The sequence below is a fragment of the Halarchaeum rubridurum genome (genome assembly GCF_014647115.1).
In the GTDB taxonomy this organism is placed as follows: Archaea; Halobacteriota; Halobacteria; order Halobacteriales; family Halobacteriaceae; genus Halarchaeum; species Halarchaeum rubridurum.
This window is the reverse complement of the sequence record NZ_BMOO01000003.1, coordinates 91,378-108,260: the sequence shown is the minus strand read 5'-3', so window position 1 is coordinate 108,260 and position 16,883 is coordinate 91,378. Positions and strand designations below refer to the sequence as shown.

The 16,883-nt window shown below is 73.9% G+C and carries 12 protein-coding genes; 5 read left to right on the top strand and 7 right to left on the bottom strand.

Annotation, left to right across the window (positions count from 1 at the left end; genetic code table 11):
- Positions 1-85 precede the first annotated feature (85 nt).
- Positions 86-736, bottom strand: coding sequence for an HAD family hydrolase (locus IEX84_RS06785; RefSeq protein ID WP_229732329.1), 651 nt, complete (start codon positions 734-736; stop codon positions 86-88).
- Positions 737-829: 93 nt separating this feature from the next.
- On the bottom strand, positions 830-2,917 hold the full coding sequence (locus IEX84_RS06780) for an AAA family ATPase (protein ID WP_188871193.1): 2,088 nt from the start codon (positions 2,915-2,917) through the stop codon (positions 830-832).
- A 78-nt stretch (positions 2,918-2,995) separates the two neighbouring features.
- Between IEX84_RS06780 and IEX84_RS14710 the strand changes: the two genes are divergently transcribed.
- On the top strand, positions 2,996-3,130 hold the full coding sequence (locus IEX84_RS14710) for a DUF7128 family protein (RefSeq protein WP_268237638.1): 135 nt from the start codon (positions 2,996-2,998) through the stop codon (positions 3,128-3,130).
- Positions 3,131-3,136: 6 nt separating this feature from the next.
- Here the strand turns inward: IEX84_RS14710 and IEX84_RS06775 are convergent, their stop codons facing one another.
- Positions 3,137-3,595 carry a DUF5796 family protein gene (locus IEX84_RS06775; RefSeq protein ID WP_188871191.1) on the bottom strand — a complete coding sequence of 153 codons (459 nt, stop codon included), beginning with the start codon at positions 3,593-3,595 and terminating at the stop codon, positions 3,137-3,139.
- A 122-nt stretch (positions 3,596-3,717) separates the two neighbouring features.
- On the opposite strand from IEX84_RS06775, the gene IEX84_RS06770 reads away from it, so the two are divergent.
- The gene (locus IEX84_RS06770) at positions 3,718-4,572 is read left to right on the top strand and encodes a shikimate kinase (RefSeq protein WP_188871190.1); all 855 of its coding nucleotides are present in this window, start codon (positions 3,718-3,720) and stop codon (positions 4,570-4,572) included.
- Entirely contained in the window at positions 4,569-4,844 is a 276-nt protein-coding gene (locus IEX84_RS06765) for a chorismate mutase (protein ID WP_209590253.1), read from the top strand. Before IEX84_RS06770 ends, IEX84_RS06765 begins: the two co-directional genes overlap by 4 nt.
- Positions 4,845-4,992: 148 nt before the next feature.
- On the opposite strand, the gene IEX84_RS14565 is transcribed toward IEX84_RS06765, so the two are convergent.
- Entirely contained in the window at positions 4,993-6,399 is a 1,407-nt protein-coding gene (locus IEX84_RS14565; protein WP_209590255.1) for a hypothetical protein, read from the bottom strand.
- A 218-nt stretch (positions 6,400-6,617) separates the two neighbouring features.
- Between IEX84_RS14565 and IEX84_RS06755 the strand changes: the two genes are divergently transcribed.
- Positions 6,618-8,747, top strand: coding sequence for a hypothetical protein (locus IEX84_RS06755; RefSeq protein WP_188871186.1), 2,130 nt, complete (start codon positions 6,618-6,620; stop codon positions 8,745-8,747).
- Complete coding sequence (locus tag IEX84_RS06750; RefSeq protein WP_188871184.1) at positions 8,744-12,250, top strand: UvrD-helicase domain-containing protein; 3,507 nt, start codon at positions 8,744-8,746, stop codon at positions 12,248-12,250. The genes IEX84_RS06755 and IEX84_RS06750 overlap by 4 nt, the downstream gene beginning before the upstream one ends.
- Here IEX84_RS06750 and IEX84_RS06745 read toward each other — a convergent pair.
- The 3 genes from IEX84_RS06745 to IEX84_RS06735 form a co-directional block, all read right to left on the bottom strand.
- Positions 12,247-14,727: a DUF2309 domain-containing protein gene (locus tag IEX84_RS06745; RefSeq protein ID WP_407647601.1), complete on the bottom strand. Its 2,481-nt coding sequence runs from the start codon at positions 14,725-14,727 to the stop codon at positions 12,247-12,249. The two genes, IEX84_RS06750 and IEX84_RS06745, sit on opposite strands and share 4 nt — an antisense overlap.
- 19 nt (positions 14,728-14,746) lie before the next feature.
- The gene (locus IEX84_RS06740; RefSeq protein WP_188871180.1) at positions 14,747-16,237 is read right to left on the bottom strand and encodes a proton-conducting transporter transmembrane domain-containing protein; all 1,491 of its coding nucleotides are present in this window, start codon (positions 16,235-16,237) and stop codon (positions 14,747-14,749) included.
- A 135-nt stretch (positions 16,238-16,372) separates the two neighbouring features.
- Complete coding sequence (locus tag IEX84_RS06735) at positions 16,373-16,837, bottom strand: Lrp/AsnC family transcriptional regulator (RefSeq protein ID WP_188871178.1); 465 nt, start codon at positions 16,835-16,837, stop codon at positions 16,373-16,375.
- Positions 16,838-16,883 lie beyond the last annotated feature (46 nt).

Genomic DNA, 16,883 nt, shown 5'->3' with positions numbered 1-16,883 from the left:
TCGTCGCAGGTCGTACGGCCAGCTCCGTCGTTCTCGTCGCTCTCGTCGTTCTCGTTGCTCTCGTTGTTCTCGTCGTTCTCGCCGTTCACAGCGCGTCGAGGATACGCGCGCGAAACGCCCCCGGGTCGGTGGCGACGACGTCCGCCCCGTCGTGCGCCATGCCCGCGCTCGCGCCGTGCTGGTAGCCGACGACGTACGCGCCGGCGGCGTCCGCGGCGGCGACGCCGTGTTCGGAGTCCTCGACGACGAGCAGGTCGCCCGGGGCGACGCCGAGGCGCGCCGCGGCGAGCTCGTAGAGGTCGGGTTCGGGTTTTCCGGGGACGTCCTCCTCGGCGGCGGTGACGACGACGTCGAAGGCGTCGCGGAGGTCGAAGCGCTCGAAGACCATGTCGACCCAGTTCGGGAAGGAGGAGGTGACGAGCGCGACCGGGAGGTCGCGGGCGCGGAGCTCCGCGAGGAGGTCGTGGAAGCCGTCCGTGAGCGCCGCGCGCTCCGTGTAGACGGTCGCGGCGTGCTGGTCGAAGAGGTCGAAGTACTCCTCGCGCGTCACGGCGACGTCGTGTTCGTCGGCGAGCAGGTCGTACTGGTCGTAGACGTTGATGCCAACGACGGATTCGGGTTCGACGTCGGCGTCCGGGACGGCGGTGGCGAGGATGTCGGAGAGCTCCTCGACCCAGTAGCGCTCGGAGTCGACGACGACGCCGTCCATGTCGAAGACGACGGCTTCGATTGCCATGGGCGGGCTTCGACGTCGGGACGTGTGTAGCTGTCGGGACGGCGTCGGATGGGGACTCGCAGCCCGTGGGCCGGCGACGCGCGGGGGCCGGCGTCAGCGCGAGGCGTCGTAGCGTTCGCGCGCGGCGGTGAAGTGCGCGCGGCGCAGGCGCACGTCGTCGGGGTGCGAGGCGGCGTCGTCGGGGTGGGCGTCGACGGTGTCGCGGATGGCGTCGAGGGCGGCCGCGCGGACGAGCGCGGCGAGGTCCGCGCCCGTGTACCCCTCGGTGCGTTCGGCGACGGCGTCGAGGTCGACGTCGTCGGCGAGGGGTTTCTCGGCCGTGTGGACGGCGAGGATGGCGCGGCGCGCGGCCGCGTCGGGCCGGGGGACGTGGACGTGCGTCTCGAAGCGCCCCGGACGCAGCAGGGCGGGGTCGAGGGCGTCGCGGCGGTTCGTCGCGCCGACGACGACGAGGTTCGGGTTCTCCGCGGCGGCGTCGAGTTCGGTGAGGAGTTGGCTGACGACGCGCTCCGTCGCCTCGCTCGTCTCGGGGCCGCGCGCGCTCCCGACGGCGTCGATCTCGTCGAAGAAGACGACGCAGGGCGCGGTGCGGCGCGCGCGCTCGAAGACCTCCCGGACCGCCTTCTCGGACTCCCCGACGTACTTATCGACGAGCTCGGGGCCGGCGACGCGGACGACGTTCACGCCCGCCTCGTGGCCGGCGGCGCGCGCGAGCATCGTCTTCCCGGTGCCGGGCGGGCCGTGGAGGAGGATGCCGGTCGGCGGGTCGGTGTTCGCGGCCTCGAAGAGCGGGCCGTACCGGAGCGGCCACTCGACGGCCTCGCGGAGGGTGGCCTTCGCCTCGTCGAGACCGCCGACGTCGGCGAAGGAGACGTCGGGTGATTCGGCGACGACCTCGCGCATCGCGGAGGGGTCGGTGGCGGCGAACGCCGTCTCGAGGTCCGCGCGCGTCACGGTGTCGCGGTCGTCGCGTATCGCCGCCATCGCGGCCTCGGTGACGAGCGCGCGGAGGTCCGCGCCGACGTATCCATGCGTTCGGTCCGCGAACGTCCCGAGGTCGACGTCGTCGGCCAGCGGCATCCCGCGCGTGAGGACGTCGAGTATCTCCGCGCGCCCGCCACGGGAGGGGACGCCGATCTCGATTTCGCGGTCGAAGCGCCCCGGCCGCCGCAGCGCGGGGTCGATGGCGTTCACGCGGTTCGTCGCGCCGATGACGACGACCTCCCCCCTGCCCTCGAGGCCGTCCATGAGGCTCAACAGCTGACCGACGATTCGGTTCTCCATGTCGCCGGCGTCCTCGCGCTCGCCGGCGATGGCGTCGAACTCGTCGAAGAAGACGACGCTCGGGGCGTGCTCGCGCGCTTCGGCGAACACCTCGCGGAGCTGTTCTTCAGATTCGCCCTTGTACTTCGAGGTGATTTCGGGCCCGGAGACGCTGACGAAGTGCGCGTCCACCTCGTTCGCGACGGCGCGCGCGATGAGGGTCTTGCCGGTGCCGGGCGGGCCGTAGAGGAGGACGCCCTTCGGGGGGTCGACGCCGAAGCGCCGGAAGCGCCCGGGGTCGGTGAGGGGGAGTTCGACGAGTTCTCGGACGGCCGCGAGCTCCTCGCCGAGGCCGCCGACGTCCTCGTAGGTGACGCCGACGCGCTCGTCGCTCGCCGACTCGCGTCCCTCCTCGCCGGGTGCGGGGTCGCGCACGTCGATGGTCGTCGCGTCGGTCACGACGACGTCGCCGTCGGGCGTCGTGTCGCCCACCTCGAACTCGCCGAGGTCGCCGAGGGCCTCGACGCGGACGGTCTCGCCGGCACGCACGGGCCGGTCGAAGAGCGCGGTGCGGACGGCGTCGACGACCGCGTCGCGCTCGCGCTCGGGGGGGACGCTCGGGGTGACGACGACGCGCTCGGCGTCGCTGACGGACGCGCGCTCGACGCGGACGGTGTCGCCGACGCGGACGCCGGCGTTCGAGCGCGTCGCGCCGTCGATCCGGAGTTCGTCGGGGGCGAGCGCGGCGTCCGGCCACACCTTGGCGACGGTCGCGCGCTCGCCGACGAGACGGACGGTGTCGCCGCTGAGGACGCCGAGCTCGCGGCGGGCGGCGTCGGGGAGGCGGACGATTCCGCGGCCGGCGTCGCGCGCGGCGGCCTCGCGGACGACGAGTCGGGGGGCGCTGTCCTCGCTCATGTCCCCGTGTTGGCGAGCGGGGGATAAATGGCTACGGTGGGGAAAACGCCTAACAGGGCGGGCGTCGAGAGTGCGTGTATGGTCGAGGAAACCCAGCGGGACGACATGACGTGGTACCGCTGTGAGAAGTGCGGACTGATGTTCGACTCGAAGGACGACGCGACCCAACACGAGGAGACCTGCGACGCAGAAGACCCCTCCTACTTGCAGTAACCGCGCTCACTCGGCGGCGTCGCCACCGTCGCCATCGTCGTCGCCGGCGAACAGCTCGAAACTGTACTCCCTGGTCTCGTCCTCCTCGAAGACGAAGACGCGACCGCGCGCGACCTCGGGGTCGGCGGTGACCTCCGCGGCGTAGCCGTCCATCTCGACGGTGACGCCCGGGAATATCTCCGCCGTCTCGCCGGGATCGAGCATGACGCGCCCGACGCCGGTCGTCTCCAGCACCTCGTCGTGCGTGTCCCGGTCGTTCACGTAGCACATCACGCCCTCCGTCTCCGTCGGCGCGAGGACGAGCACCTGCACGTGCATCCCGGGGTTCGTCCGCAGCGTCCCCTCGTGGCGCTCCGGGACGCCGTTGTAGAACGTCTCGCGGCCGTCAGCGTACGTGAGCACGACGCCGTCCGACGTGAGTTCGACGGGGAGGGTTTCCGGGGCGACGTCGTTCCGGTAGCTCATGTCCCACCCTACGTCTCCGCGCGCAAAAGCGCCGCGTTCGACGCGCTCGGGCTCGCCCGCGCTCGCGCTCGTCCGCTCGCGCGGACCGCCACCGCTAAGTGGTGCGTCGGCAACCCTCAGGCATGGACGGCAGCGCCGAGGCCCCCGCGGCCGGCACCGTGTTGAACGCGCTCGCGACCGGCCACGGCGCGGCCTTCGCCATCGACCGCTACACCCGCGCCGACGTCGAAGTCGGCGGCGGCGGGCCGGTCACGGGTGCCGTCGCCGGCGAGCCGGACGCGGACACCCGCCTCGTCGAGCGCTGCGTCGAACTCGCCTGCGAGGCCTACGGCGACGGCGTGACGGGCGGGCACGTCGAGACCGACTCGGAGGTGTCGATGGCCGCGGGCCTCAAGTCGTCGAGCGCGGCCGCGAACGCGACCGTGCTCGCCACGCTCGACGCGCTCGGCGTCGCGGACGACGTCCCGCGCGAGGACGCGGCGCTCCTCGGGGTGCGCGCGGCCCGCGACGTCGGCGTCACCGTCACCGGCGCGTACGACGACGCGAGCGCGAGCATGCTCGGCGGCCTCACCGTCACGGACAACGACCGCGACGTCCTGCTCGCCCGGGACGACCCGGACTGGGACGTCCTCGTCTGGACGCCCGACGAGAAGGCGTTCAGCGCGGACGCGGACGCAGAGCGCTGCGCGCGGATCGCGCCGCTCGCGGAGCACGTCGAAGAACTGACGTTCGCGGGGCGCTACGGCCTCGCGATGACCATCAACGGCTTCGCGTTCTGCGGGGCGCTCGACTTTCCGATCACCCCGCTCGTCGAGGCCATGCCCGCCGTCGACGGCGTCTCGCTCTCCGGGACCGGCCCGAGCTACGTCGCCGTCGGCGAGGCGGACAATCTGGAGGATTTACAGGACACATGGGAGACGAAACCGGGAACGACGTTCCGCACGACGACGCAGCACGACGGCGCACGGACGAGATGAGCCTCGACGAGCTCCGCGCGGAGATCGAAGGGATCGACCGCGACATCGTGGAGCTCATCGCGCGACGCACCTACGTCGCGGACGCCGTCGCCGACGTCAAAGCACAGCAGGGCCTCTCGACCACCGACGAGGCCCAGGAGGAGGCCGTGATGAAGCGCGCCGGCGCGAACGCCGAGGCCTTCGACCTCGACTCGAACCTCGTCAAGGCCGTCTTCCGGCTCCTCATCGAGTTGAACAAGATTCAACAGCGCACCGAGCGCGAGGAGAACTGACGCCTCGCCGTCGGTCGTTCGGCCGGTTCGAGCGGGCGGGCGACGTCGACGTCTGCGTCGGCATCGTCGTCAGCGTCGTCGTCAGCGTCGTGTCCGACCACGGAACGACGCGGTGCTCGTGGTCGAGCGACGGGGGTCACCGAGCGCGTCAGTTCACGGCCTTCGACAGCTCGGCCCCGGCTTTGAACTTCACCGACGCCGAGGCGGCCCCGGCGTTCACCAGGTGGAGCACCGGCGCGTCCACCGCCAGATGCAGGACGGAGAACCCACTCCCGCTATCGCCACCGTCGGCCGACCGCCTGCCCGGTTTCTTCCGGACGAGGACGTCGTTCCCCGCTTTCGACAGCACGCCGCGCGCCACCAGTGTCTCGGCATCCCCGACGTCGAGCCGCGCGCCCCGGCCGGCACGCCCGCCGGAGAGCGACCGTGCCACCCCGTCACCGAGTCCATCGCCGTCCGCATTCACGTCTAAATCGTCGAGACCGACGCCGACCACGCGCGACGCCCCCGCCATCGACAGCACCGTAACCGAATCCCCGTAGAGCGCGGCGTCGTCGATCACCCACCCGCCCGTGTAGATGAGCTGGCCGTCGCTCTCACAGCGCTGGACGTACAGCAGCGCCGGGAACGGACGTGGACACGCGGGCGGCTGGACCAGCACCTGATAGACCGACACGCCGGTCGACGGGCTCGACCCCGTCGTCCGCGCCCACACCCCCGGGCCACACGGGTCGTCGTCGACGGTCGCACAGACCGCCTCGGAGCCGCCGTCCGTCGTCGAGGCCGAGCTCACGACCAGCACCGACCCGTCCGCCACCCGCACGACCTCCAAGCCCGTATCCGTCGCCGTCGGTCCCGTGACGTCGGCCACGAGGTGCGGCGACGTCCCGCATACCGCACCCGGGTACACGCTCGGGTCGCCATCGTCACAGTCGCCCGACGTATCGGGGTCTCCCGGGCCGCCCTCCGGCGTCCCCCACGAGTACACCCGCCCCTCGCCGTCGAGACGGCCCGTCATGTAGTCGACGAGTCGCTGGGGCGTCACCGCCTCCCGGATGCTCCCGTTCCCGCCCGGAACCGCCGCGTCGGGCAGACAGACCGCGAACCGCTCGGCGACGACCGCGTCACCGTCCAGATACGCGAGAACCGCTGCGGTGTCCTCGGTCGCGTCGTCCACCCCGTCCCCATCGGCGTCCCCGTCGGCGTCCGCATCGACCGCCCGCGTCCGCGGCCGGTTGCTCCGCGACGAGTTGTAGTCGGTCGCCGTCACCGCGGACGACGTGACCCACCCCTCCAACTCGACGGCACCGGACAGCGCCCCCGATCCAGCGGACACCGTCGGCGTCAACCGACTCACGTGCGGCCCGCCGCGAGCCATCTCGAACGGGGCGTCCGTCCCGTCGTCCCGGTTCGTGCCCGCGAACACCGCCGCGGGCGACGCGCCCGTGTTCGTCACCGACGACGCGGCGCGATTCAGACACCCCGCGAGCGACCCGACTGCGACGGCGCCGCCGAGCGCCAGGAAGCGACGGCGACTGACGGTCCCGGGTGCCACAGCGCGCGGAGTACCGGCAGGTGTTCGTACGTCCATGTTAAATACTGACGGTCGAGACGACGATAAGCATAGCCGTCCCTCGAAGGGGATTTCCCACCGGATATCGGCTCTCGACGGGAAAAACGGAGTCACCACGCGTCGCCCGCTCGCCGGTCCCGCCGCCTCGCCGTCGAACCGCCGTCGTTTAGGTCGCCCGCGGCGAACCGGCGGGGCGTTCGATGACGGACGCCGACTCGGGGTTTCCGGGGTCCCGCGACGACCGCACGGCGTCGCTGACCGTCCACGTCGGGGAGCCCGAAGAACTCCTCGACCGGGCGACGCGACGCGCGGGCGCGACGGACCTCGTTCTCACGCCCGAACGCCTCCACCGACGCAACCTGAAGCGCGCGCTCGCCGAGCGGTCGCGACCGCGGAGTTCGCTCCGCCTCGTCTCGCCGGGCGACGTGGCGGGCGCCGTCGCGCCGCGCGCGGCCGACCGGGGCGCGCTCGACCGCGCGGACCGCCTCCGACTCCTCGAACGGGTTCTCGACGACGAGAGCGTGGCGAGCGACCCGCTCCGGACGATCTTCGGCGGGGAGCTCGCCGCCCACGTCGAGCGGGTCGAGGCCGCGCGCGAGGAGCTGACGACCGTGGCGGGCGGGACGAGCGCGCGACGCGACGCGCTGGAGGCCGTCGCCGACGCGCTCCCGCCGACGGCGGCGCGCGAGACGCGGGCGTTGCTGGACGGACTCGACGGAATCGACGCGGCGCTCGCCGAACGGGCGAGTCGGGCCGTCTCGACGGCGGCGGCGCTGCACGCGGCGCGTGAGGCGGTCACGCGGAGCGACGGGGCGGCGTGGACGGACGCGTATTCCGGCATCGAGCGCGTCTCGCTCGCGGGCGTGAGCACGGTCGGGAGCCCGCTCCTCGACCTCCTCGGCGCCGTCGCGGCGCACACCGACACCGACGTTCGACTCTTCTTGCGCGCGGGGACGGGCCCGCGGGTCGCGGAGCGGCTCGCGTCCCGGCTCACGGCGGGGCCGGCCGTCGACGCCGCGGACGTGACCGTCGCGGAGACGACCACTGGTAGACTGGAGCCGGACGTTCCCGTCGCCGAGATCGTCGCGCCAACGCGCCGCGAGGAGGCGCGCGCGGCGATGGCGGCCGTGGACGCGCTCCTCGAACGCGGCGTCGCGCTCGCCGACGTCGCGGTCGTCGCCCGGGACGTGGACCGCTACGAGCGCGCCCTGACGCGGGCGGCGGGGGAGTACGGTCGTCACCTCTCCGTCTGGACGCAGCTCGCGGTCGGGGAGACGCGGCCGTACCGGGTGCTCGATGCGTGCGCGACGCTCCTCGCCGCCGCCGAGAACGGGGATGATGGCGAGCGCGGAACGGCTGGCGACATCGCGCCGGCGGCGCTGTTCGCGCCGTTCGACGCCGAGTGGGTGCCGCCGGACGCCGACCCGGGCGGCGTCTGGCCGCTGGACCACGGCGACGTCGCGGCGGTGCGCCGCGCGCTCGCGGACGAGGCGGGCACCGTCGAGGCGTGGCGGCGGCGACTCGACGCGTTCGAGCCGGGCGGCGACGGCGAGGCGGTGGCGCGCGCCGGCGTCAGGCGGCTGCTCGCGTGGGTCGAGACGCACGCGAGTACGCCGCGGCCCGCGGACGTCGAGGCGACGCTCCGACCGTTGCTCGACGCGCACGAGCGCGTCGTCCTCCCGGCCGTGCTCGACGCCGACGGCCCCGGTCTGGGTGCGACGTCGCGGAACGCGCGGGCGCTCTCGCGCTCGCGCAAACTGCTCGACGAGGCCCCCGCGAAGTACGGCGACTGGCGCGAGCGCGGGCACGTCGAGGCGTCGTGGGAGGCCGTGGCGGACGTCCTCGACGCGGTCGTGACGACCCGACCGGGGCGACGCGAGCACGACAACGCGGAGCGGATCGACGTCTTGGACGCGACGGACGCGTGGCTGCGCTCGATGCCGTACGTCGTCGCGGTGGGGTTCGTCGACGGCGAGTGGCCCGAGCGACCGCGGGGCGCGTTCCCGCCGGCGTTCCGCGACGCGGTCGTGGCGGGCGACGGCGGCCCCCGCGGCGGCGCGGCGCTCGGGGTTCGGGGAGCGTGGACGGAGGCCCGGGAGCGCGACCACCTCGCGGACGCCGTCGGCGCGGCGAGCGCGGGGCTCGTCTGCACGCGCTTCACGACGGACGCGGGCGGGGTCACCGCACACCGGTCGCCGTTCCTCGACGCGGTCGCGCCCGACGCGCCGACTATCGAGGGGGACGACCTCGCGGCGCTGCTCGCGGCCGACCGTCGCGTGCCGGACGCGCTCGCGGACGTGCTCGGCGGGAGTGCGGAGGGCGAGCGATGACCGCGTCAGGGGTGGACGAGGTCCCCGAGCTCCGGGGCGCACAGCGTCGCCTCCGCGACGCCTTCCTCGCGCACGACGCCGGGCTGTTCGTCCTCGACTGCAACCCCGGGGCGGGGAAGTCGACGGTCGCGGACCGGCTCGCCGCCGCGGTACTCGCCCGGGGCCGCGCGGCGGGGGAGCGCGCGCCCGAGCGCGGCCTCTGCGTCACCTCGTTCGCGCGCGACGACGCCGCGGCGGTCGGGCCCGGCGTCGCGGCCGCGCTCGACTCGCTCGCCGCGCGCGAGGACGTCGGCATCGACGCCGAGGACGCGAGCGACCTCGCCCGTCGCCTCCGGCGGAGCGACACGCTCGGCACGGTCGACAGCGTGTTGCACACGGTCTTCGCGGACGTCGCCCACGAAGTTGGGTTCGACGGCGTGCCGACGGTCGGCGACGCGACGCGGCTCGCGGCGCTCGAATCGGACTGCCTCGACGCCCTCCGCGACGACCCCGAGCACGCGGCGCGCGTCGAGCGCCTCGAGGCCGCCTATCCGGGCGGGGAGCACACCGCGGGGCTCGACGACCTCCTCCCGGCGATGCTCCGGGCCGCCCGCCAGCGCCGCCTCTCCGTCGACGCCTTCGCGGACCGCCTCCGCGACGCCGTCGACGGCGCGTATCCCGAGGGGGCGCCCGAGGACTTCGCGGACGTCCTGCGCGACGTCGAACGCTTCGTGGACCGGCGGACGGCCGACGAGACGGCGGCGGGCTTCGACGCCGACGCGCGCGCGGCGTTCGTCGCGGCGGACCGGGCGTGTCACGAGTCGTGGCGCGACGCCGTCGACGACCTTCAGACGTTCCTCGCGGCCTACGAAGAGGCGTACGACGCGCTGACGCGCGAGCGCGGGCTCCTCACGCACCTCGACGTCGCTCACTGGACTGCGGCGTACTTCGAGGCGGAGCGGTACGCGAGCGATTACCGCGCGCACGTCCGCGAGCGGTACACGGCCCGCCTCGACACGGTGATCGTGGACGAGGCGCAGGACGTCTCCGTCGTCCAGCACGACGCGCTCGCGCCGTTCGTGGATAGCGACACGCGCGTCCTGCTCGTCGGCGACCGCAAGCAGTGCATCTACACGTGGCGGAACGCCAGCCCGGAGCGCTTCGCGCGCGCCGCCGCCGACGGCGACTACTTCGGCGTCGATTGGGACGTGCACGTCCGCGAGCGTGCCGCGCGCACCTACCGCTCGCGGCCGGACGTCGCGGCGGCCGTGGACGCCGTGTTCGCCGACGCCTTCGCCGACCCCGCGCGCGCCGGCGGGGGCGCCGTCGGCGTCGACTACCCGCACCTCGTCGCGGACCGCGAGGCGACGGCCGAGCCGAGCGTCCACGTCGCCGCGCACGGCGCGAGCGCGTCCCCGGGGTCGCGCGACTGGGCGGCGAAGGAGGCGCGCGCGCTCGCCAGCTACCTGGCGGGCGCGTTCGCGGGTGGGACGTTCGACGACGAAAACGACGGCGACGACGGCGACGAGCGCCCGAGCGTGACCGTCCTCTTCCCGCGGCGGACGCGGATGGGGACGTTCGCCGAGGCGCTGACGGCGCGGGGGTTCGCGGTCGCGGACGCGAGCGAGCGACTCTTCGCCCGGCTGCTCGTTCGTCTCGCCGCGGCGGTCGCCCGGTGGCTCGTCGACCCGTCGGATACGGCGCGGACGCGCGCGCTCCTCGACGCCGACCTCGACGGCGACGGCACGACGCTCCCGACGGCGCTCCGCGACGCCGTCGCCGACGCCGACTGGTCGGTCCGCGCGGCCGCGTCAGGGGACGAATCGGGGCTCGACGACCCTCTGGAGCGCGTCCTCGACGCGCTCGCGGCGCTCGCGGGGCGGCGCGCGCGCCACGTCGGTGCACCCGTCGCCACCGTCGACGACGTGCTCGATACGCTCGACCTCGCGGCCGACCCCCTCGACCTCGCGGGGGACGACCCGTCGCGGCGCGTGGCGGCGCTCGACGCGCTCCGCGACGGCGCGGCGGAGTGGGCGGGCGAGGACGGCACCCTCGACGACCTCGCGGCCGCGCTCGGGCGCTTCCTCGCGTCCCCCGGCGGCGGCCCGGAGGTCCCCGTCCCCGATACCGAATCCCACGACGTCGTCTTCCGCACCGTCCACGGCATGAAGGGCGACGAGGCCGACGTCGTCGCGCTCGCGGACCTCGGGGCGTGGCTGGGCTTCCACGGGCCACACGGCGACGCGTTCGTCGCGCGCGGCGAGCACCTCGCGCTCGCGCCGCCGGCGGACGCGGGCGACGACGCCCCGCCGCTCGCCGGCTTCGACGCCGGCGTCTACGCGCACCCGTCGCGCGATCCCGCGGGGGACGACCCGGACGACACGCGCCGCGACGCGGGCCTGCGGTGGGCGAGCGAGCGGTGGGTCCCCGGGGAGGCCCGACTCGCCGGGCCGCCGCCGCTGGCCGCCGCCGCGGGCGCGCAGCGCGCGGAGCGCTGGCGGGTCCTCTACGTCGCCATGACGCGCGCCCGCGACCACCTCGTCGTCCCGCTCCCCGGCGACCGCGACCCCGCGCGCCGCCGACCGCGGGAGAACTGGGCGGACGCGCTCGCCGACGCGTTCGAGGTGGAGCGCGCGACGCGCGGCGGGACGCACACCGTGGCGTCGCCGCGTCCCGACGACCCGGAGCGGACGTTCGCGGTCGGCGTCAACGACGTCCCGCTCGTCGACCGCGTCCCGTCGCGGGCGCCGCCACCGACGCCGGCCGCGGCGACGCCCACCCCGCGCGCGAAGACCGGGTGGACCCCGCGGCACGTCAACGCGAGCACGCTCTACCCGCTCGTGAGCGACCCCGAGAAGCACGTGCTCGCGCACCTCCAGCGGACCGCCCTCCACACGGCGCGGGCGGCGCCGCCCGACGAACTCGGCCTCCCGTTCGACGCGCTCGGCCCGGACGCGGTCGGCACCGTTGCACACGCGGTGCTCACGCGCGCCGTCTCGCTCGGCGTCGAGACGACGGTCTTGGCGGAGTGCGCGGGCCCGCTACGCAGACGGCTCGACGAGGCGCTCGCCGGTCGCGGCGCGGGCGACGCGGAGCGCGCGGCCGTCCGGGCGTTCGTCGCCGAGCGGGTGTGTCCGCAGTTCGCGGCGAGCGAGACGTGGGCGCGCCTGCGCGAGAGCGAGTCGGTGTTCGTCGAGGAGTCGGTGGACGCGGTCGTCCGCGTCAGCGAGCGCGCGGTGGCCGTCGAGATGCAGAACGTCGCGGACGTCGTCTCGCGCGCCCCGGACGGGACGTGGCGCGTCGACGACCTGAAGGTCGCACTCGCGCCCTCTGACGGGGAGACGCGGCGGCGCTACGACCTGCAGGCGGCGACGTACGCGTGGCTGCTCGAACGACAGGTGGGGGGGTCGGTGTCGGCGACGGTGACGCGCCTCGGCGTCGACCCGACGGTGCGGCGGGCGACGCCGCCGGACGGGCCGGTCGGGTCGTGGTTCGCGTCGCTCGCGGGGCTCCTGGGGGATTAGTCGTCGGCGACGGCGACGGTCGCCTCGGGTTCCGTCTCGGCTTCGGCTTCCGTCTCGGACGCTGTCTCGCGTTCCGCCGCGTCGCCGATTGCGAAGCCGCCCTCGTAGGCGTAGGCGTCGTGGCCGCGCGTCGGGTCGACGACGGTGAGCGAGAGCCAGCCGTTCTCGCAGAGCGTGCGGACGCCCTCGTGGTCGGCGAGGACGTCACGGACGCGTTCGACGGGGGCGTGGACGACGACGGAGAGGCGCAGGGGCTGGTGGTGGGGGTCGTCGTCGGCGGCCATGAGCGACTGGAGGGGGAGGCCGGCCGCGAGGTCGCCGCCGTTGCCCTGGTAGACGCCGACGTTCCCGACGGGGTTGTGCGTGACCTTCGAGCCGCTGCCGTAGGCGGCGTTGTCGACGGTCGCGCAGTAGTACTGGGCGTTGATCCACTGGGTGACGATGACGGGACCGGCGAATATCGCGTCGAGCGCGTCGCCCTCGTCGTCGCGCTGCCAGTCGTAGGAGTGGAGGAACGCGCGCCCGTCGAGGTCGAGATCGGCGGTGAGGTCGCGCGGACCGACGACGAACGAGGCGTTGCCGGCGAGCCCCCACTCGGGGCGGGTCTCGGCCCAGTCGGCGGCGCGGCGCTCGGCGTCGCGGACGGCGTCCGCGGGGTCGGGGTCGCCGCCCATGGACTCGGCGCGTTCGGCGGCCGCGCCGGAGCGCGCGCGGTCGAGGTCCGCGCGGAGGCGCTCGACGTCGCGTTCGTGGCTCTCGGGGACGTCGCCGTCGTAGAGCGTCACCTCGTCCGTCGTCGTGTTGTGCTCGGCGGCGAGGAAGACGGTGTCGTCGGGAATCTCGTGGCCACGCTCGCGGAGCGCGTCGCGGACGGCGTCGTCGTTGCAGATCGCGGCGAGCACGCGCGCGTTCGGGCCGCCGGGGTTGCCGGCGCACGCGCCACAATCGAGGCTCGCCTCGAAGGGGTTGTTCGCCGTCTCGCTCGCGTGACCCGTGAAGACGACGAGGCGCGCGAAGTCGTCCCACCCCATCGTCTCGAAGGCCGCGCCGGCGTACGCGACGCGCTCCTCGTGGGTCATGCCGACGGGGAGGCCGTGTTCGTGCGCGCCGTCGTGTTCGACGCTCGGCGCGCAGAAGTCCGGGACGCTCGGGAAGCGCGCGTCGAAGGCGTCGGCGAGGTCGTGGACGCGCTCGGGGACGAGCGTGCGCGCGGCGAGCGCCGCGCCGTAGGCGCTCCCGGCGCTCTCGACGAAGCTGAACGCGGTCGCGGCGTTCGACTTCACGGCCTTCAGGACCTTCTCGCCCGCGTGGAGGCGGCCCGTCCAGCGGTCGTAGGCAGCGCGCTCGTCGGCGCGCTCGTCGTCCGGGCGCTCGCGGACGTGGTGTTCGGCGTCGACGATGGGCGGGCAGGCGGCCGCGCTCGCCTCGTCGTCGTAGCCCTGATAGCGCATCGGGACGCCGAAGAAGCCTGCGTAGCCGTGCGTCTCGTAGTCGCCCGTGGCTTCGAGGTGGCGGCGGAAGACCTCCGAGCGCGTGTCGATGCAGAAGACGAGCTGGGCGTCCGCGCGCCCGTCGTCGTCCGCGTCGCTCGCGTGGCGCGCCGCGCTCGCGTCCGCGACGGCGTCCACGACTTCGCCGCGGTAGGACGCCTCCCACGCGCGGAGCCACGGTTCCTCGATGGGGACGTCGGCGTCGTCGGCACCGGACGCGTCGCCCGCGGTGTCAGTCTCCTCGCCGTCCGCGTCCGCAAGCGGGTCGAGCGGTGCGTCGAAGCGCTCGACGAGGAGGAGGCGCGCGGCGAGGTAGCCGACGAGCGTGACCGGATAGGCGTCCTGCCACTCGTCGCCCCGCTCGGCGCGGTACGTGAGGAGGCCGGTCCAGCCGGGGAGGGCGTTCAGGTGCGCCTCGAAAATCGCGGTCCAGCGCTCGCGCGGGCGGTCGGCGAGGGCGTCGCGGACGGCGGCCGCGGGGTCGTCGGGCGCGTCGGCGAGCGAGGCCGCATCGGGGATCGCCGAGTCGTGGCGCGCGACGGCACGGAAGGCGTCGTAGAAGCCCGCCTCGCGGTTCGGCATCGGCCACGACGCCTCGCCCTCGTCGCAGAAGGCCGCGAGCCACGACGCGAGGACGCGATCGACGCGCGCCGTCGCGTCGTCGCGGACGGCGCGGGTATCGTCGCCGGCCTCGGCGAGCAGTTCGAGGGCCGCCTCGGGGTCGCACTCGTAGCCGTGGGCGTCAAGTTCGGCGCGGAGGCGGTCGGGGTCGACGTCGCCGCGCTCCCACGCGGCGCGGAACGTCTCGGGGTCGGGGTAGGCCCGGCCGCCCCGCAGGATGCTCGCGCGCTCGACGGCCTCGTGGAAGGGCCGGTCCTCGTAGCCCGAGAGGGGGTTCGCGGTCACGAAGGAGTGGACCGGCCAGTTCGTGCCGACCGTCTCGGCGGCGGCGGCGATGCGCTCGCGGACGTCGGAGCTGTCGTCGATGTCGGTGTCGGTGTGTGTCTCAGTACTCATCGTAGGCCTCCGTGTTCGTCAGGACGGTGCGACCGTCCGGCCGGCCGGCGGTGCGAAGCGCGACGTAGAGCCGCGTGCTGCGGCGATAGACGCCGGTCTCGATGGCGAGGTAGACGGCGGCGAACGCGGCCGCGACGGCGACGTGAACGGCGGTGAGGTCGGTGGGGGCGGCGGCGATCACCGACCCGGCCAGCAGCCCCTCGATGGCGCCGTAGACGAGCCCGTAGACGGCGATGGCGGGGAGGAAGACGAGCGCGACCGCGCCGTAGCGGACGGCGGGCGAGACGCCGGCGCGCCCGATGGCCTGCCGGGCGGCGTGGAGCGTCGTCAGCACGACGAGGCCGGCGAGGAGGAGGCCGCTGTCGGCGTGGAGGCCCTCGCCGGTGAGGACGGCGAAGAGGACGCCGCCCGCGACGGCGGTGACGCCGGTGGCGAGCGCGCCCACGGCGGTGAGCGACGGCGTCGCGCCGTGCCCCTCGCCGGGCGCCGTGCGCGAGACACCGCTGCCGTTCGAGAGGAACTCGTAGGCCTTGTAGAAGCCGTGGAGGATGAGGTGGGTGATGGCGGCGGCGAAGAAGCCGAGGCCGGCCTGCATGAGCATGAAGCTCATCTGGCCGGTCGTCGAGCAGCCGAGGCGGCCCTTGACGTCCGTCTGCACGGTGCGGAGGAGTTTGCCGAGGAGCGCGCTCGCGGCACCGACGGCGACGATGAGGAGCATGAAGCCCGCCTCGGCGGTGACGACGGGGGCGAAGCGGACGAGGAGGATGCCGCCGGCGTTGACGAAGCCGGCGTGCATGAGCGCGGAGGCGGGCGTCGGCGCGGTCATCGAGGAGAGGAGCCAGCCCTGGAAGGGGACGAGGGCGGACTGGATCATCGCGGCGAGGAGCAGGCTCGCGGCGACGACGAGCCAGACGGTCGGGGAGAGGGTGTCGGCGACGGCGGCGACGCCCGCGAAGGTGGACGCGCCCGTGGTCGCCCAGAGGGTCGCGGCGGCGACGCCGACGAGCGCGCTACTGGCGAGGAAGTACTTGCGGGAGAGGGAGGCGGCGGTCTGCGCCTGGGGCCACCCCTCGGCGTAGCCGACGAGGTCGGCCATGAGGAGGCCCATGGCGAGCCACGCGAGAGTGAAGAGCGCGGTGTTCGCGGCGGCGACGAGCGCCAGCACGACGAGCGTGAAGGCGAAGATGCGCACGAAGAACGCGGTGATGCGCTCGCTGCCGGCCATGTAGCGCCGCGAGTAGCTGTGCACGATGCCGCTGAAGAACGTGACGGCGACCCACATGACGGCGCTCAGGCCGTCGAACGCGACGACACCGGGGACGCCCCACGTCGCGCCGGTGAACGCGTGCGCGCCGAGGAGACCGACGCTCGCGGCCCACAGCGTCCAGACGAGTCGGGTGAGCCACACGGGAGCGCGGGGCGTTTCCGACGTCGCGTCGGGGAGTGCGCCGACCGTCCGGGTGGGGTGTGTGTCCGACATCGTGTGCGTATCGTGACGCGGGGGAACGTCCCCGGTCACACCTACCCCACAGTACGAACAGATTGGGCAATAAAACCTTCGTCTGTTCCCAGATTGTTCGATAGACTGTGTTATTGTTCGTGAACGACTCGTCGGTCACTCCTCCTCGAAGCGACCAAACGGCGTCGTGACGTGGCTCTTGACGAGTACCTCGTCGGAGACGGTGATGCCCATGTCGAGGAGTTCCTCCGCGACGGGCGTGATGTCGCTGTCCGAGCGCCCGACGGCGGTCACGAGCAGGTTCTCCTCGCCCGTGATGAGCTCCTGGACGGAGACGACGCCGTCGAGGGCCAACACGTCGGGGATGAGGTCGCCGCGCTCGTGGATGGACGCCGTACAGAAGAGGAGCATCCGTATCGGGTAGCCCGAACGCTCGTAGTCCACCTCGGCGCTGTACCCCTTGACGACGCCCGCCTCCTCCAAGCGCCGGATGCGCTTTCTGACCGTGCTCCCCGACGTCCCGGTTCGTTCGGCGATGTCGCTCGACGAGAGGTTCCGCGCGTCCTCCTGGAGCGCGTACAGAATCTCCCGGTCGACCGCGTCGACGTCTTCGGCAGGCATACCGGGTCGTTACCCCGACACGGGGAAAGGGACTTCGCCTCCGCGG